Origin of the sequence: Bacillus sp. MAG717A, from assembly GCF_036884855.1 — a bacterium.
Classification (GTDB): domain Bacteria; phylum Bacillota; class Bacilli; order Bacillales; family Bacillaceae; genus Bacillus; species Bacillus safensis.
The window spans coordinates 2,243,594-2,258,310 of record NZ_CP145733.1 but is presented as its reverse complement, the minus strand read 5'-3'; the positions used below and the strand labels follow the sequence as shown (position 1 = coordinate 2,258,310).

The 14,717-nt window shown below is 40.9% G+C and carries 17 protein-coding genes and 1 pseudogene; 5 read left to right on the top strand and 13 right to left on the bottom strand.

Features of this window, described 5'->3' with window-relative positions:
* Nucleotides 1-6: 6 nt before the first annotated feature.
* From V6Z54_RS11480 to V6Z54_RS11470, 3 genes are all read right to left on the bottom strand, one after another.
* Nucleotides 7-783 (bottom strand): sporulation protein, encoded by a 777-nt coding sequence (locus tag V6Z54_RS11480; RefSeq protein WP_041088437.1) that lies wholly within the window; start codon nt 781-783, stop codon nt 7-9.
* Nucleotides 784-941: 158 nt separating this feature from the next.
* Nucleotides 942-2,270 carry a Na+/H+ antiporter family protein gene (locus tag V6Z54_RS11475; protein ID WP_041088435.1) on the bottom strand — a complete coding sequence of 443 codons (1,329 nt, stop codon included), beginning with the start codon at nt 2,268-2,270 and terminating at the stop codon, nt 942-944.
* 141 nt (nt 2,271-2,411) lie between these two features.
* Nucleotides 2,412-3,902, bottom strand: a complete 1,491-nt coding sequence (locus V6Z54_RS11470) for a leucyl aminopeptidase (protein ID WP_041088433.1) — start codon at nt 3,900-3,902, stop codon at nt 2,412-2,414.
* A 324-nt stretch (nt 3,903-4,226) separates the two neighbouring features.
* Between V6Z54_RS11470 and V6Z54_RS11465 the strand changes: the two genes are divergently transcribed.
* Nucleotides 4,227-4,703 (top strand): divergent PAP2 family protein, encoded by a 477-nt coding sequence (locus tag V6Z54_RS11465; RefSeq protein WP_024423347.1) that lies wholly within the window; start codon nt 4,227-4,229, stop codon nt 4,701-4,703.
* Between the two features lie 40 nt (nt 4,704-4,743).
* Here V6Z54_RS11465 and V6Z54_RS11460 read toward each other — a convergent pair whose 3' ends face one another.
* From V6Z54_RS11460 to V6Z54_RS11445, 4 genes are all read right to left on the bottom strand, one after another.
* Nucleotides 4,744-5,388 carry a 3D domain-containing protein gene (locus V6Z54_RS11460; protein WP_039181168.1) on the bottom strand — a complete coding sequence of 215 codons (645 nt, stop codon included), beginning with the start codon at nt 5,386-5,388 and terminating at the stop codon, nt 4,744-4,746.
* Between the two features lie 99 nt (nt 5,389-5,487).
* Nucleotides 5,488-5,808 carry a YuiB family protein gene (locus V6Z54_RS11455; protein WP_039181171.1) on the bottom strand — a complete coding sequence of 107 codons (321 nt, stop codon included), beginning with the start codon at nt 5,806-5,808 and terminating at the stop codon, nt 5,488-5,490.
* Nucleotides 5,809-5,889: 81 nt separating this feature from the next.
* Complete coding sequence (locus tag V6Z54_RS11450) at nt 5,890-6,015, bottom strand: YuiA family protein (RefSeq protein ID WP_158333015.1); 126 nt, start codon at nt 6,013-6,015, stop codon at nt 5,890-5,892.
* A gap of 135 nt (nt 6,016-6,150) precedes the next feature.
* Nucleotides 6,151-7,368, bottom strand: a complete 1,218-nt coding sequence (locus tag V6Z54_RS11445) for an NAD(P)/FAD-dependent oxidoreductase (RefSeq protein WP_024423350.1) — start codon at nt 7,366-7,368, stop codon at nt 6,151-6,153.
* Between the two features lie 391 nt (nt 7,369-7,759).
* Between V6Z54_RS11445 and yumC the strand changes: the two genes are divergently transcribed.
* A complete protein-coding gene (gene yumC / locus V6Z54_RS11440; protein ID WP_041088429.1) occupies nt 7,760-8,758 on the top strand; it encodes a ferredoxin--NADP reductase 2 in 999 nt (332 codons plus the stop codon).
* A 46-nt stretch (nt 8,759-8,804) separates the two neighbouring features.
* Here the strand turns inward: yumC and V6Z54_RS11435 are convergent, their stop codons facing one another.
* Entirely contained in the window at nt 8,805-9,011 is a 207-nt protein-coding gene (locus V6Z54_RS11435; RefSeq protein ID WP_024423352.1) for a hypothetical protein, read from the bottom strand.
* A 238-nt stretch (nt 9,012-9,249) separates the two neighbouring features.
* Between V6Z54_RS11435 and V6Z54_RS11430 the strand changes: the two genes are divergently transcribed.
* A complete protein-coding gene (locus V6Z54_RS11430) occupies nt 9,250-10,017 on the top strand; it encodes a MerR family transcriptional regulator (protein ID WP_338527341.1) in 768 nt (255 codons plus the stop codon).
* A 296-nt stretch (nt 10,018-10,313) separates the two neighbouring features.
* On the opposite strand, the gene V6Z54_RS11425 is transcribed toward V6Z54_RS11430, so the two are convergent.
* The 3 genes from V6Z54_RS11425 to V6Z54_RS11415 form a co-directional block, all read right to left on the bottom strand.
* Nucleotides 10,314-10,676: an iron-sulfur cluster assembly accessory protein gene (locus V6Z54_RS11425; RefSeq protein ID WP_024423354.1), complete on the bottom strand. Its 363-nt coding sequence runs from the start codon at nt 10,674-10,676 to the stop codon at nt 10,314-10,316.
* Between the two features lie 74 nt (nt 10,677-10,750).
* Entirely contained in the window at nt 10,751-11,605 is an 855-nt protein-coding gene (dapF, locus tag V6Z54_RS11420; protein WP_269102403.1) for a diaminopimelate epimerase, read from the bottom strand.
* A 270-nt stretch (nt 11,606-11,875) separates the two neighbouring features.
* On the bottom strand, nt 11,876-12,112 hold the full coding sequence (locus V6Z54_RS11415) for a YuzB family protein (RefSeq protein WP_008346813.1): 237 nt from the start codon (nt 12,110-12,112) through the stop codon (nt 11,876-11,878).
* 255 nt (nt 12,113-12,367) lie between these two features.
* Here V6Z54_RS11415 and V6Z54_RS11410 point away from each other — a divergent pair, with 255 nt between their 5' ends.
* On the top strand, nt 12,368-13,435 hold the full coding sequence (locus tag V6Z54_RS11410; RefSeq protein WP_034282611.1) for an NAD(P)/FAD-dependent oxidoreductase: 1,068 nt from the start codon (nt 12,368-12,370) through the stop codon (nt 13,433-13,435).
* Between the two features lie 50 nt (nt 13,436-13,485).
* Here the strand turns inward: V6Z54_RS11410 and V6Z54_RS11405 are convergent, their stop codons facing one another.
* On the bottom strand, nt 13,486-13,716 hold the full coding sequence (locus V6Z54_RS11405) for a hypothetical protein (protein ID WP_039181181.1): 231 nt from the start codon (nt 13,714-13,716) through the stop codon (nt 13,486-13,488).
* 98 nt (nt 13,717-13,814) lie between these two features.
* Nucleotides 13,815-14,144 (bottom strand): YuzD family protein, encoded by a 330-nt coding sequence (locus V6Z54_RS11400; RefSeq protein WP_075611862.1) that lies wholly within the window; start codon nt 14,142-14,144, stop codon nt 13,815-13,817.
* Between the two features lie 121 nt (nt 14,145-14,265).
* Here V6Z54_RS11400 and V6Z54_RS11395 point away from each other — a divergent pair.
* Nucleotides 14,266-14,565, top strand: a pseudogene (locus tag V6Z54_RS11395) (NifU family protein).
* Nucleotides 14,566-14,717 lie beyond the last annotated feature (152 nt).

Sequence of the window (14,717 nt, the reverse complement as noted above, 5' to 3'; positions counted from 1 at the left end):
TCATCATTACTCAGCGTATTGATCTATGATTTGTTCTAGCATTCCTTCAAGTACTTCTACATTTTCAAGATCTGATGGACTGAAGCGGTAGCGCGCAAGCTGTTCTCCTTCATTATACATCTCTTCGAGCCATCCTCTCAGGCCTCTTGCTCTGCGGTCGACTTCAAAAACAATGTCTAAGCCGCCTTCATCTATCAGAAAAATCAGCTCTAGCTCATCAAGCATATAGCGATAGTAGTCTGATGTCGGAATGAACTCGAATTCTTGGACGAATGGCAGGCGCCGCTGAAAGTAAGGTGCTTGCTCACAGTCTGCTTCGTTCAGGTGGAAGCCAAGATTTCTAGTGGCCTCCAGTACATTTCTCACCCAAGGATGTGCTTCAACGAAAATGCGGTCATAGTCAGATTTATCGATTCCGCCTTGGATATCAAGGTCTGTCATTACTGCAATTTCTACTTTTCCGATCGTCATCGGGGTATCGATAGGAAGAATAAATGAAAACGGAAATTCATGCTTTTCTCCAGGCTGAATGGTAAAAGAATCCGTCACCCGTAAAGTAAAGATATTCACATATTTTCTATGCTCTTCATCATCTTTCACAATCACATACTGTGTTTGAATCTTGACATTGATATAGCGGATGTCCTGAGCAATTTTTCCGCCCTTTACATGGACAGTTCCCTTTACTTCTTGTCCTGGATAATAAGCGTTTTTCTCTAAAATGGTATCTACTTTTGCTGCACCAATCCCAGCACTTGCCGCTAGCTTTTTAAAAAATGACATATCCCATCTTCCCCTTTTCATTTTTATCAGCATATATACGTAATATAGAGGAAGAAAGATTCATTTAATTCATACTTTTGTCCTAATTATTTTTCATCTACGAACAACAAAAAAGCTTATAGAAAAAACATCATCGTTTTCTCTACAAGCTTTGCATTTTACAGAATAATCGTTGCCAGCCAGCCGAACAGTACAAGCGGAATATTATAATAGATAAAAGTCGGGACACAAGTTCCCCAAATGTGGTGATGCTGTCCATCCATATTCAATCCAGATGTTGGTCCAAGCGTACTGTCACTTGCAGGTGAACCTGCGTCCCCAACAGCCGCAGCAGAACCAATAATAGCAATGGTAGCCATTGGACTAAATCCTAAGTGTAAGCAAAGTGGAACAAAGATGGTTGTAATAATCGGAATCGTTGCAAATGATGATCCGATCCCCATCGTCACAAGCAGGCCAACGAGCAGCATTAAAATCGCTGCAAGGCTCTGGTTGTTGCCGATAAATTGGGAAGATGCTTTGACAAGAGATTCAATGTCTCCTGTTTTTGTTAAAACGTTCGCAAATCCAGCGGCAACAAGCATGACAAAACCGATAAAAGCCATCATATTCATTCCAGATGTAATCAGTTCATCTGCTTCACCGCGTTTCATCATTCCAGTCACAAACAAGACAAGCAGTCCTGAGAGTGCACCGAAGATCATTCCTTCTACGCCAAGGCTTTGCGATAGATAAAGCTGGACAATCAACGAAACGAGAATAGCAAGACCGGCAAAGAATAAGCTTTTTTTCGTATAAGCCGATTTTTCTACGTCTGTAATTTCACGATCCTCATATACCTTCGGCTTTCGATATACAAAAATGGAAACGATCAATCCAAGAACCATACCCGCAACAGGAATCAGCATTGCATATGGAATATCTGCTAAGTCTACAGTCAGACCCGCTTCCTTCATATTGTCACGAAGCATTCCGTGGAAAATCTGTCCAAAACCGACTGGAAGTAATATATATGGTGCAGTGAGTCCGAAGGTCATGACACAGGCTAGCAGTCTGCGGTCAATTTGAAGTTCGTTAAACACCTTTAATAACGGCGGAATTAAGACTGGGATAAAGGCAATATGAACAGGAACGACGTTCTGTGAAAAACAAGACACGATCAAAATGACAAGAACGATAAGCACTTTTGATAGTGTTTTCCGTCTTGAATCGCCTTCTTTTCCTAGAAGCTTTACCGCTCCTTCAACCATGGCATCTGGTAGACCTGTTTTCGTCAGTGCCGCAGCAAATGCCCCTAATAACGCATAACTAATCGCCACGGTTGCATTTCCTCCGAGTCCGTCCGTAAAGGCGTCCACTGTTCCTCCCAAGCCCAATCCACCTGCAAGTCCGCCAGCTAAAGCGCCTATTGCCAGCGCAATCACGACATTGACCCGCAGCAAGCTTAATATCAACATTAAAACAACCGCTAAAACAACTGCATTCATGGTGAAACCTCCGAAATCCTTTAGTTTACTAATGTAGTAGATAATTAAAGTACCAACGTATGTTACCATAGAAAAAAAACTTCGTCAAATGGCGTATGTCCTACATAAAAAAAGCCCTGCCACTTGGCAGAGCCTTCTCCTTTATTTTGTTGCTTCAAATCGTTCCACAAATGTTGCGAGTGATCTCACCATCACACCTGTTGCCCCTGTTGGTCCAAAGCATGAAGGTTTTTCTGTTGTTGCAGTGCCTGCAATATCTAAGTGAACCCAAGGCGTTTCCTCTGCAAATTCGCCAATGAAAGCACCTGCCATGATCGCATGACCATCACGGCCTGGTGAGTTATTGAGATCCGCCATTTTGCTGTTTCGTACTCGTTTCTTATCTTTTTCCGTGATTGGCAGCTGCCAGATCATTTCACCGCATTCTTCTGATGCCTCTTTAAACTGAGCGTACAGCTCATCGTTATTGGTCATCGCGCCTGTTGTCTCATTTCCAAGCGCCACAATGACACCGCCTGTTAATGTGGCCACATCTACAAGGACAGAGGCACCGTGCTGCTTCGCATATGTCACCCCATCTGCTAAAACAAGACGGCCTTCTGCATCTGTATTGAGCACTTCGATTGTTTTACCGCTTAGTGACACAATGACGTCGTCCGGCTTCATAGCGTCTGCGGAAATCATATTATCCGTTGAGGCGATGACCGCTATGACATTTTGCTCTGGGCGAAGTTCCCCGATGATTTCCATTGCACCTAAAACAGAGGCTGAGCCGCCCATATCTGTTTTCATGCCAACCATACTCGCTCTTGGCTTTAAAGAGTAGCCGCCGGTATCATACGTGATGCCTTTACCGACAAGACCAATGACGTCTGTCCATTCTTCCTTGCCTTGATATTTCAGCACGATGAGTTTTGGCGGTTCTGTTGAGCCTCTATTGACGGCTAAAATACCGCCCATTCCGAGCTCTTCCATTTGTTCTTTATCTAAAATTTCAATTTCAAATTCATATTTATATGCAAGCTCTGCCGCATACGAAGCCAGATCAGAGGATGTGAGCATGTTCGGCGGCATATTCACAAGGGTACGGGCCGAATTGACTGACTGTCCGTACACTTCACCGACTTTCAGACTCGCCTGAATTTCAGCTTGATCATGCTCCGTCGTTGCATAAACAAACTCGATAAAGCGATCTGGTTCATTTGTTTTATGTTTAAAATCCTGCAATTCATATGTAGCTAAAAGGCAGCTTTCAGAAAGGGCATGGGCTGCATCTTGGGCAGGCAGATCCTTTCCAACAAACGTATCCAGCAAGACAGAAACCGCTTGCTTTTTATCTTGATGAAGCTTTTTAAATAAATGGGCAAACACTTCTTTTGCCTCTTCAAACGTGTAATCTGATTCCTTCCCAAGCCCGACAAAATAAATGCGTTTGATGCCTGTTTCAGGGGATGGGAAAAACTTCGAAAGCTGATTTCGTTTGGATGAAATGTCGCCTTCTTTTAATAATTCAGTGATTCTTCCTTCAAGTAATTCATCCATTTCTTTTGCTTTTCCTGATAATTGGCTCTTTTGAAAAAGTCCGATCGCCAGTGTATCTTTATGCTGCAATTCATTTGTCGAGAAAAACATATTTATCACACGCTCCTTAATGAACTCCATTTTTCACATTGGAACTTCTATTATATCAAAATTTGCGTGCCTATACGATCATTGCCAGTCTGTCTTTACTTGTTGAACATTTATATTTTCACACGTGGAAGGGCATCATGAAAAAGCGGTGAAAACCTAAGCAGCCTGTCCGTGTTCTCCTCGTTCCACATCTAGTTTCTTTAATGTTATAATGAACATGGACTTGGCAGCATTTTTTACTGCTATCATTTTTTTATCATACTAGGATTTTTAGTCCATCATTTCGCACGATATTTTTTCTTAAAGAGAGGATGTTTCTTGTTCATGAGCGTACTGACGAATTTTCCGCTGCTTGCCAGCCTAGCAGCCATCTTTTTTGCACAATTTGTAAAAGTACCGATTCAATTTATTATTTCTAGACGACTAGATTGGTCGCTCATTACAAGCACAGGCGGAATGCCAAGTTCACACTCCGCAGCAGTAACAGCACTCTCCACAGCAGTGGCTTTAGAGCACGGGCTAGATACATCTATCTTTGCCATTTCCGCTATCTTTGCCATTATTACCATGTTTGATGCGACAGGCGTTCGCAGACAGGCAGGAGAACAGGCGACTGTTCTCAACAAGCTCGTAACAGATTTTAACCGATTTGTTTCCGAAGCAAAGAATTTCCCAAATGCGGAAGAAAAAGAAAAGCAAAAGAAATTAAAAGAGCTTCTTGGTCATAAGCCGATTGAAGTCTTCTTCGGCGGTTTAACAGGGATCTTGCTGACACTCATCTTAGATTATTACTTCATGTAGAAGCGAAAAAGCTTTGGACCTTAAATGGCCCAAAGCTTTTTTATTCTTTATTGGCTTGAAACTGCTGACGGAATACTTGCATCGATTCTGCTTCATTGAGCTGATTTAAGTCTTTTTCCGTTAACGTTCCTTCGCCCTTTTTGATGATATACACATCGAGCACTTTTTTACCCCATTCTCTATACACATCATCAACGGTTTCATAGTATAAATCAAGCTTATGACCTTTAATCGCTTTCCCGGTATCTGCAACGACACCGTAGCCATAGTTTGGGATAAACAGCACCGTTCCAATCGGAAAAACGGATGGGTCGGCTGCCACTGTTGAATATAAATCACGTTTCACTTTGACGCCTGAATATGTAATGCCATATGCATGATGTTCCTTCGTTTTGCCTGTTGATTCCACACCTGCTGTATAGCCGGTTGCCACAACCTTCTGCTTCGGGTAATCGTTCCAATTAAACGCCTCTTCGAGAGAAACAGATCGCATGTCTTCACTTTTGAGTGCCATCGTTTCCCTTTTTGGCTGCTGAAAAAAAGAAGATACTTGCTTGCCCGCATCGGTCTCTTTCACCCACGCAGCTAAATCACTTGGTTCGACTCCAGATATGCCCGTAAAGCTTGTCAAAAGTGCAATCATGAATAGCGCTGTCATGAACAATCGTTTCATCCATGTTTTCATCTCTATTTGTCACTCCTCTACCCATCTATTTGTTTCCAAACAAAATGGAAACTATGCAAAGGAGAAACAAAAAAACCCACTTGCGTGTCCACAAGTGAGTTAAAACATTTGATACCCTCTTTTTCGAAGTGCATTAATGACAAAACCTGATGCGATCGCACCAATCAGGCCGCTTAATAAGATGATGATATCTGCCGCAGCGAGTGAGACGATCCGGTCTCCTATTCCTGAAAAAGCAGTGCCAGGCTCTCTTACATAAGCGATCATCTTTTGATTGTTAATAATGAAAAGGCATACAATTGGATATAAAATAGCCATAATCCATGACATTCTCAGCAGCATATTGAGCAAAAAACCAATGCCAAAGAATAACACGAAAAATAAAATAACTGAAATGATAACGACTGGTAAACTGATCACTTCATCTCCACCCCCAAATATCCCATCATTAGTTTAACTTGGAAATAGAGATGAAGTCAATCAATGGAAAAAGCAGAACGATTAACGCTTCTTTCCTGTCCCTTTACATTCCTCACACGTTTCAGATCCGCCGAGCAATAGCTGAAAATACCCTTTTCCTGAACAATATTGACAGGCTGATGTTTTTTCCTTTGTTTGTGCATTCATATTGCTCACTCCTTAATCTAAATTTTCTGATAATTCATCATAACATATTTTTCTGTCCAGTACCAAGTGAGAAAATATTCCGTCAAACATGAAAAAACGTGTACCACAGGGATACACGTTTTTGTCTATATCGGTTTAGAAGAACTTGAATTTTCCTTTTTTCAGAACAAGTCCTGGTCCGCCAACCATGAATAATGAACGGTTGTCGATGATTTTTTTCATTGCAGAAGCTTTTGTTCCTTGAAGTTTTTTACCAAACGCAACACCTACAGCGTCGTGTTCACCAAGAGAAGCAACTGTTCCTTTGATGTCTGGCTTAAAGCTTTCAAGAGAACCGCCTTTTACTAGTGCTGCAAGGTTTTTCGCTACTGTTTCACCTTGCTGCATAGCGATTTGTGCAGTTGGTGGGTATGGACGGTTGATTTCTTCATTGATAATCAATGAACAGTCACCAATGATGAAGACATCATCATTTTCTGGTACACGAAGATCTGGAGAAACTTTTACGCGGCCGCGCATGTTTTCAAAACCAGCTTCTTCAACGATTGGGTTACCGCGTACACCTGCAGCCCAAACAACAGTTGCAGCTTTGATTTCTTCTGTATCATCGTCTTTTCCAACAATGATACCTTCAGGCGTACATTCTTTGATCGCTGTACCGATTTTGAACTCAACACCTTTACCTTGAAGGTAGTTCATCGCATAGTCGATCAATTCTGGATCGAATCCAGGAAGAGCTGTTGGCGCAGCTTCTACACAGATGATACGCACGTCTTTTTGATCAATGTCATACTCTTTGCAAAGCTCAGGCACACGGTTTCCAAGCTCACCAAGGAACTCAATACCTGTGAATCCAGCGCCTCCGACAACGATCGTCAAACGCTCTGGACGTTTTTCAGCATCCGTATTATACGTAGCAAATTGAAGCTCGATGTGCTCACGAAGCTGACGAGCAGAGTTGATGTTAGAGATTGAGAATGCGTATTCTTTCAATCCTGCAATACCAAATGTTTCAGGAACAGCACCAAGTGCAACAACAAGGTAGTCATAAGAAAGTTCGCCATCTGATGTCACAACTTTCTTCGCTTCCTTATCAATGCTTTCAACTGTTGCTTGTACAAAGTTGACACGGGAACTGTTAATCACATCTTTGATTTGATAACGACAGCGGTCATGATGAAGAGTACCTGCACTTGCTTCATGTAACCATGTTGTTTCGTAATGATAATTATGCTTGTTCACAAGAGTAATGTCCGCATCATTTGTGCCAAGCTGTTTTGTTAATCTTGTTACAGTCATTAATCCGCCATAACCTGCACCTAATACAACGATTTTCGGTTTATTCACTGGAATCACATCCACCTTTTTTAAATTTGCTGTAAAACGGATAAAGAATTACATATCGTTATTCTCAACCGCTTTGCGGCATTTTATGAAATTTAAACAAAAAAATAAGTATGTGAAAATCTGAACTTTCACCTACATAAAACGAAAGCATTTGACCGTATCCGACAAAAATTCATAAAAAATTAATATTTAGTTCCCTTAACAATAATAGCGAGTTCTGCTCCAATTTTCAAGGCTTTAAACTGAAAATCCTTATGATAAACGGTCTTTCTCACTTTTTCCTCCTTTTCAAAGCTTCAGCATCAAAAAACGACAAGTTTTTCAAAACAAGTCAAACGACGATATGTGGTATGATATGATATAGTGATAACAATTTTCATTTGGGAGGATTAAAGGAATGCAAGAAGATTCTAAGGTATATGACATTACCGTTATCGGGGGCGGCCCAGTTGGATTGTTTACTGCGTTTTACGGAGGCATGAGACAGGCAAGTGTGAAAATCATTGAAAGCCTTCCTCAGCTCGGCGGTCAACTATCCGCTCTTTACCCTGAAAAATATATTTATGATGTGGCTGGTTTTCCAAAAATCCGCGCACAAGAATTAGTTGATAACTTAAAGGAACAAATGGATAAATTTGATCAAACCATTTGCTTAGAGCAGGCTGTTGAAACGGTTGAAAAGCAAGCAGATGGGATCTTTAAACTTGTCACAAATCAAGAGATTCATTATTCTAAAACAATTATCATCACAGCTGGTAACGGTGCATTCCAACCGAGAAAGCTTGAATTGGATACTGCAGAATCATTTGAAGGAAGCAATCTGCACTACTTCATTAATGACCTGAACCAATTTGCCGGCAGACGCGTGGCCGTTCTTGGAGGCGGAGACTCTGCGGTGGATTGGGCACTCATGCTTGAACCAATCGCAAAAGAAGTATCCATCATTCACCGCCGCGATAAATTCCGCGCACATGAGCACAGTGTAGAAAACCTGCACAACTCGAAGGTCAATGTGCTGACTCCATTTGTGCCAACTGAGCTCATTGGTGAAGACCGCATTGAACAGATCGTGCTCGAAGAAGTCAAAGGCGACAAAAAACAAGTACTTGATGTGGACGATGTGATCGTCAACTTCGGTTTCGTTTCCTCCCTTGGACCAATCAAACAATGGGGCCTTGAAATCGAAAAGAACTCCATCGTGGTGAAATCTACAATGGAAACAAACATTGAAGGCTTCTATGCAGCAGGAGATATCTGTACGTATGAAGGAAAAGTCAAATTGATTGCAAGCGGATTTGGTGAAGCACCAACTGCTGTCAACAATGCGAAAGCCTACATGGACCCGAAAGCCCGTGTACAGCCTCTCCATTCCACAAGCTTATTTGAAAATAAATAAGAACGGATCAAAAAAGGAGTTCCCACTCAAGGAACTCCTTTTTCGTTTATTTAAAAACCCCAATATAGGCATTTGCCATTCCTAGTACCATTGCAGCAAGCAGCACCACAACAATCCCTGCCACAACCAAAATCACCCGATCCTTCACACGTTCCTTTTTCGGAAGCGGCTTCTCAATCCCGCAAGATGGACACGTTTTGGAACGATACGGAATCAATTCATGACAGTTCCTGCAATTGATTTGTTCACTCAAACCTCAGCAACCTCTTTTCTCACTACAGTTTATGTTTGGTTTTCATGATACTCTTTTCGAGGGGAAATAGCCAGTTGTTCGGGTAAGCTGTAACAAAATTGAGCGATTTGCGAGAAAAACATAACTCCTTGAATTCACTACTTCAAACAAGATCAACAATGATATAAATTTTTAAAAAGATGATTGACCCTAACGCAACGTCATATTTTATAGTGGATATCAAGAGAGGTGAATTGAAATGAAAGTAAAAGAAGTAGCTGAATTATTTGGTATTAGCATTCGTACACTTCATCATTACGACAAGATTGGTTTATTGACTCCAAGTGAAGTCACAGATAATCGTTATCGGCTCTATTCAGAAGAAAACCTTGAAACATTACAGCAAATATTATTTTTCAGGGAACTTGGATTTCCATTGAAGGAAATCCAAAAGATGATGCACAATCCTTCATTTAATAAGAAAGAAGCATTTATGCTACAAAGAAAAATGTTAATAGAGAAACGAGATAATCTCAATAAAATGATCGGAAATATTGATAAGACGCTACAACATTTAACGGGAGAAACTCAATACACCTATAAAGAGAGGTTTGAGAGTATGAATATGAAATTTAGTCAATATGAAGAAGAAGCTCGTCACCGTTGGGGAAATCAAGCTGTTGATGAAGTCAGCTCAAAACTAAATCATTTGTCTAAAGATGAACAAATTGAATTATCTGATAGCTGGGATAGCATACTGAATAAACTAGCCTCTCTTCTCAGCCATTCCCCTAAATCCAAAGAGGTGCAAATCGTCATCAAACAATGGTACGACTTTTTAAACGAAAACTTTCGTTATTACTCTCTTGATGCTTTTAACGGTTTAGGCCAACTCTATATTCAAGATGAACGTTTCACAAAGAATATAGATCGATATGGTGAGGGCTTGGCATCATTTATGAGCGAAGCGATGAAAGTCTTTACTACTCTTCATAAAAGAGGGAACAGCTTTGAAAATGATGATTGAGAATACACTCGATTAATACGAAACGTTATTCTCAACGAAACACAACAAAGAACATTTTTTCCGACACACCCTGATGAAACTTTTTGAAAGATGTGGAAGATGAACAGAGGAAATACTAAGAAACTGCGAGCTTTTTTCTAATTAAATATCTTTATAAAGAGGACGTGCTGAGTGATTGAAGTCATGTCCTTTTTTTGCATCTTTAAAAACAACACAAAAAACCTCCTCAAGAAAATGATTAATATGAGGAGGTCTTCATTATACAAATGGTTTTACAGAATGAATTGTTTTAACCCTTAACACTCTTCCGGCGTACCGGTATTCGTCGCTGTTCTGAAAGAAGAACCACATCCGCATGATGCGATGGCGTTTGGATTGTCAATCGTGAAACCGCCGCCCATGAGTGATTGTTTGAAATCAATGATGGTTCCGTTCATGATATCAAGGCTTTCGGAGTCGACAAGGACATTGATGCCGTGCTGCTCGAACTGCGTGTCTTTCTCTGAGACTTCATGGTCAAAGCCCATGCCGTACGAAAGACCGCTGCAGCCGCCGCCTTTTACGCCCACGCGCAGGAACGCATTTTCTTCTTCATGCTCTTTCATCATATCTTTAATCTGCAGTGCAGCAGCTTCTGTAATGGTTACTGGTGTACTCATGATCATCCCTCCTTTTGACTGGATGTTTCTTTTTCAATTATAAACGTGATGATGCCTTTTCTCAAATAAATGGTTTAGAGATAAAATGTCCCGTCACAAATGGTCTCCGCAGGTCCTGTCATAAGTACGTGGTCATTGTCTTTCCAGCGAATGATGAGGTCTCCGCCTGCTAAATGAACGGTCATGTCTGTTTCTTTTTTCGCCTGCCCATTCACAATTGTGGATACAGCCGCAGCACAAGCCCCTGTTCCGCAGGCCTGTGTAATGCCTGAGCCTCTTTCCCACACACGAAAATGCAGTTCGGTTTCACTGACAACTTCAACAAATTCTACATTGACGCCTTCTGGAAACATATCGTGTTTTTCAATGATCGGCCCAAGTATATGAAGAGGTGCTTTTTCAATGTCCTCTAAATAAAAAACGATGTGCGGATTTCCCATTGAAACGGCTGTTCCATTTAAATTCGCAGTGCCAAAATCAAGCGGCTCATTAATTGTTGTGCTGGCCGGTTCACCAAGCATCGGCATCGCTTCTTTTTCAAAACGCGGTTTTCCCATATCTACTGTGACTAGCTGAACATGACCATCCTGAGCGTGAACGGTCGCTTCAACAAGTCCTGACAATGTCTCAATCTGGAACGTTGTGTCCGTCACAATTTGATGCTCATACACATACTTTGCAACGCAGCGCAGCCCGTTACCGCAGTTTTTGCCCTCTGAACCATCATTGTTGAAAATGCGCATCTTCACAGGTGCAACATCTGATGGGCAAATAAGGATCATCCCGTCAGAACCGATTCCTGTATAAACAGAAGAAACGCGAATCGCTATTTCTGATAGCTGCTCTTCTGGAAGCTGTTCCTTCATCTGATTAACGTAAATATAATTATTTCCTAATCCGTGCATTTTCGTGAATTGAAATGATGTCATGAGCTTCCTCCAAAAATGTTGTTTCTTTATAGTATAAAAGGAGTCGATTCAGGAGACAATCTTATCATCCCCCGTTTTTCATACATAAAAGCTCTTTGCTGCCATGGCAAAGGGCTTTTATTATGCATATGCCTCTTTTTCTCTCGTGTGATGCTTCATATTGATGATATTTTATTAGCATAACATATTGGATGCGCTTTCTATTCATTCTCCTTAAAAATGGAAGCTGAAAATGTGAAAAAAATGCACCTCATGACCCATGTGGTGCATTTAAAACATGTCGTTTTCCTCTATAAAAGCATAAATACGCTCGACTAGCTGCTCTGCATTTTCTCCTGAAACAAATTCTCCATTCACAAGTGCAAATGGGGAGTCCATACATTTGCCGCAATAGCTTAAACAGCCGTATTCCATTACGTCTAGGTTTGGGTCTTTTTCAAGCTTCTCTTTTGCCTCTTGAGACCCTTGTGCAAGATTACTTACACAAAATTCGATCAGTGGAAACACTGTGCTTCACCTCACATTGCCTTACCATCCTACCGAAATTCCTTGAATTAGTCAAAATATGAGCTTCATCTGTATCGTTACGCCTATTCTTCATAAAATGTTTTACTATTTAGGACTAACTGATGAATATGTAGGTTATTTTGAAACAATTATTGTGGTTTCACAGTAAATTCGATATAATTTTATTTGGTATTTTAACTTAAAGTTTTTTAGTATAAGTGTTTTTCAATGTCTACGGGGAAAAGGAGAATCGTCATGAAAAATTTAGTCTTGATCGGCGGAGGTTACGGGAATATGCGGGTTCTCCACCGCTTATTGCCAAATCAATTACCTGATGATGTCACTATCACATTAATTGATCGAAATCCTTACCACTGTTTAAAAACAGAATATTATGCACTTGCTGCTGGAACGATCTCTGATCATCACATTCGAGTATCTTTTCCAGAGCATCCGAAGCTGGATATTCAATACGGGGAAGTAGAAAAAATTGATATTGAAAACAAACAGATCTTATTCAGCGACCGTGAACCGATTCCGTATGATGATACGGTGATTGGACTCGGCTGTGAGGACAAGTATCATAATGTCCCTGGTGCGAAAGAACATACATACAGCATTCAAACCATTGATCAGTCAAGACATGCGTATAACAAATTAAACAATTTGAGCGCAGGTGCAACGGTTGGCATCGTCGGTGCTGGACTTAGCGGGGTAGAGCTGGCCAGTGAACTAAGAGAAAGCCGTGCTGATTTAAACATTATTCTTTTTGACCGCGGAGAGTTGATACTATCAAGCTTCCCAAAAAGATTAAGTTTGTATGTGCAAAAGTGGTTTGAAGAAAATGACGTAAAGATCATTAACTGTGCCAATATTACAAAGGTTGAAGAAGGTGTCGTTTACAACCATGATGACGCGATTGAAGCAGATGTCATCGTGTGGACAGCAGGAATACAGCCAAGCAAAGTGGTACGAGAGATGGATGTTGAAAAAGACGCACAAGGCCGCGTCGTATTAACTCCTCATCATAATCTTCCAGGGGATGAGCATGTATATGTCGTAGGTGACTGCGCAAGTCTACCGCATGCCCCAAGTGCACAGCTTGCTGAGGCGCAGGCAGAACAAATTGTCCAATCTCTGCAAAAACGCTGGAAAAATGAGCCGCTTCCTGAGGCTTATCCACAGTTTAAGCTAAAAGGTGTTTTAGGTTCTTTAGGGAAAAAAGCCGGCTTTGGCTTAGTCGCTGATCGTCCACTTGTTGGCCGGGTGCCAAGACTCCTGAAATCTGGACTCCTTTGGATGTACAAGCATCACAATGGCTAAAATCATGTGAATTTTTTCTCAAAGCTCCTTCGTGACGAGGGAGCTTTTTTCTATGAAACGGCATGTGCCGATGAGTTGGTCCATTTGATCGGAGCAAGGGCAAGAATGCAGTCTTTACGAAAGGTTCTCATTGTCTTCTTCGATAAACAATACGCTTGGATAAGCTGATCCGTTTGACGGTGTACAATGATTTTTCTCTTCGTGCACTCTCCATTTTTCTTCATATAAATCATCTCAATCGGCACTTGCTGATGAAGAGATTGTTTCAGTAAATAATTCATGATGCTCACGCTCCTTTCATTTCATTATAAACGAACAAACGTTCTTTTTCAATACAAAAAGGAACGTTTGTTCGTTTCTTCCTCAAAAAAAGAACAGCTTATTCACTGCTCTCCTTGTACCCGTATCTCTCCATTTCTTGATAAATGTCTTTTAATTTCGGATTGCCCTCTCCAACGATTTGATCCTCTACTAAGACAAGTGGATAAAAGAATTCATCATCAAGAATTCGTTCAGACAATTCCTTTTGTTGTTCGTTTTCTGGCGGGTGCTCTATATCAATATATGTGATGCGAAATGGCTGATTCGGATATTTTCGTTTTAATGCTGCATCTAACCATTCAAATGTATCTTTTGAAGAAGGCAGATTCACGCAGCTAGCGCACAGTACATCTCTTCCATATACATAAAGATCGACAGTTTTGTTCATTTGACAAGCCCCCTATTCTTTCTTCATTTTAGCTGAATTTTCTGGATGAAAAAAGTCAAAATCACTTTTTGTTTCAAGATGAGATTGTGCTATAATGAGAAGGAAACTTTGAAACCAATCAATAGATTTTTATCGTCCAGATGAATATAATGGTGATATGTTGTGAAAGGAGCGATTATATCTAATGACTGAAGTCGAAATGAAAGACCAAGTACAGGAAGTACTGGACAAACTTCGTCCATTTCTATTACGTGATGGTGGAGACTGTGAGCTTGTAGACATTGAAGATGGCATTGTGAAATTACGTCTTCTTGGTGCATGCGGCAGCTGCCCAAGTTCAACCATTACATTGAAAGCCGGTATTGAGCGCGCATTATTAGAAGAAGTGCCTGGCGTTGTAGAAGTTGAACAGGTTTTCTAATTCACATATGACATGAAAACGACCCTAATCGGGTCGTTTTTTTCATGATTGACAAAGGCTTTAGCCCTTTGTCTTCTTTTCAGCGTGATAAGAAAACCCTTGAAGTCAAGGAAGGACGAGTACTGGCGCGGAGCGAATTTTCTATTCGTGAG

Bases quoted from the DNA above. Each gene is read 5' to 3' on its own strand.
- V6Z54_RS11470 (WP_041088433.1), bottom strand. From the start codon at position 3,902: ATGTTTTTCTCGACAAATGAATTGCAGCATAAAGATACACTGGCGATC.
- V6Z54_RS11480 (WP_041088437.1), bottom strand. From the start codon at position 783: ATGTCATTTTTTAAAAAGCTAGCGGCAAGTGCTGGGATTGGTGCAGCA.
- V6Z54_RS11405 (WP_039181181.1), bottom strand. From the start codon at position 13,716: ATGAATTATTTACTGAAACAATCTCTTCATCAGCAAGTGCCGATTGAG.
- V6Z54_RS11430 (WP_338527341.1), top strand. From the start codon at position 9,250: ATGAAAGTAAAAGAAGTAGCTGAATTATTTGGTATTAGCATTCGTACA.
- V6Z54_RS11400 (WP_075611862.1), bottom strand. From the start codon at position 14,144: ATGAACAAAACTGTCGATCTTTATGTATATGGAAGAGATGTACTGTGC.
- V6Z54_RS11460 (WP_039181168.1), bottom strand. From the start codon at position 5,388: ATGAAAACATGGATGAAACGATTGTTCATGACAGCGCTATTCATGATT.
- V6Z54_RS11465 (WP_024423347.1), top strand. From the start codon at position 4,227: ATGAGCGTACTGACGAATTTTCCGCTGCTTGCCAGCCTAGCAGCCATC.
- V6Z54_RS11475 (WP_041088435.1), bottom strand. From the start codon at position 2,270: ATGAATGCAGTTGTTTTAGCGGTTGTTTTAATGTTGATATTAAGCTTG.
- V6Z54_RS11450 (WP_158333015.1), bottom strand. From the start codon at position 6,015: ATGAATGCACAAACAAAGGAAAAAACATCAGCCTGTCAATATTGTTCA.
- dapF (WP_269102403.1), bottom strand. From the start codon at position 11,605: ATGACATCATTTCAATTCACGAAAATGCACGGATTAGGAAATAATTAT.
- V6Z54_RS11410 (WP_034282611.1), top strand. From the start codon at position 12,368: ATGAAAAATTTAGTCTTGATCGGCGGAGGTTACGGGAATATGCGGGTT.
- V6Z54_RS11425 (WP_024423354.1), bottom strand. From the start codon at position 10,676: ATGAGTACACCAGTAACCATTACAGAAGCTGCTGCACTGCAGATTAAA.
- yumC (WP_041088429.1), top strand. From the start codon at position 7,760: ATGCAAGAAGATTCTAAGGTATATGACATTACCGTTATCGGGGGCGGC.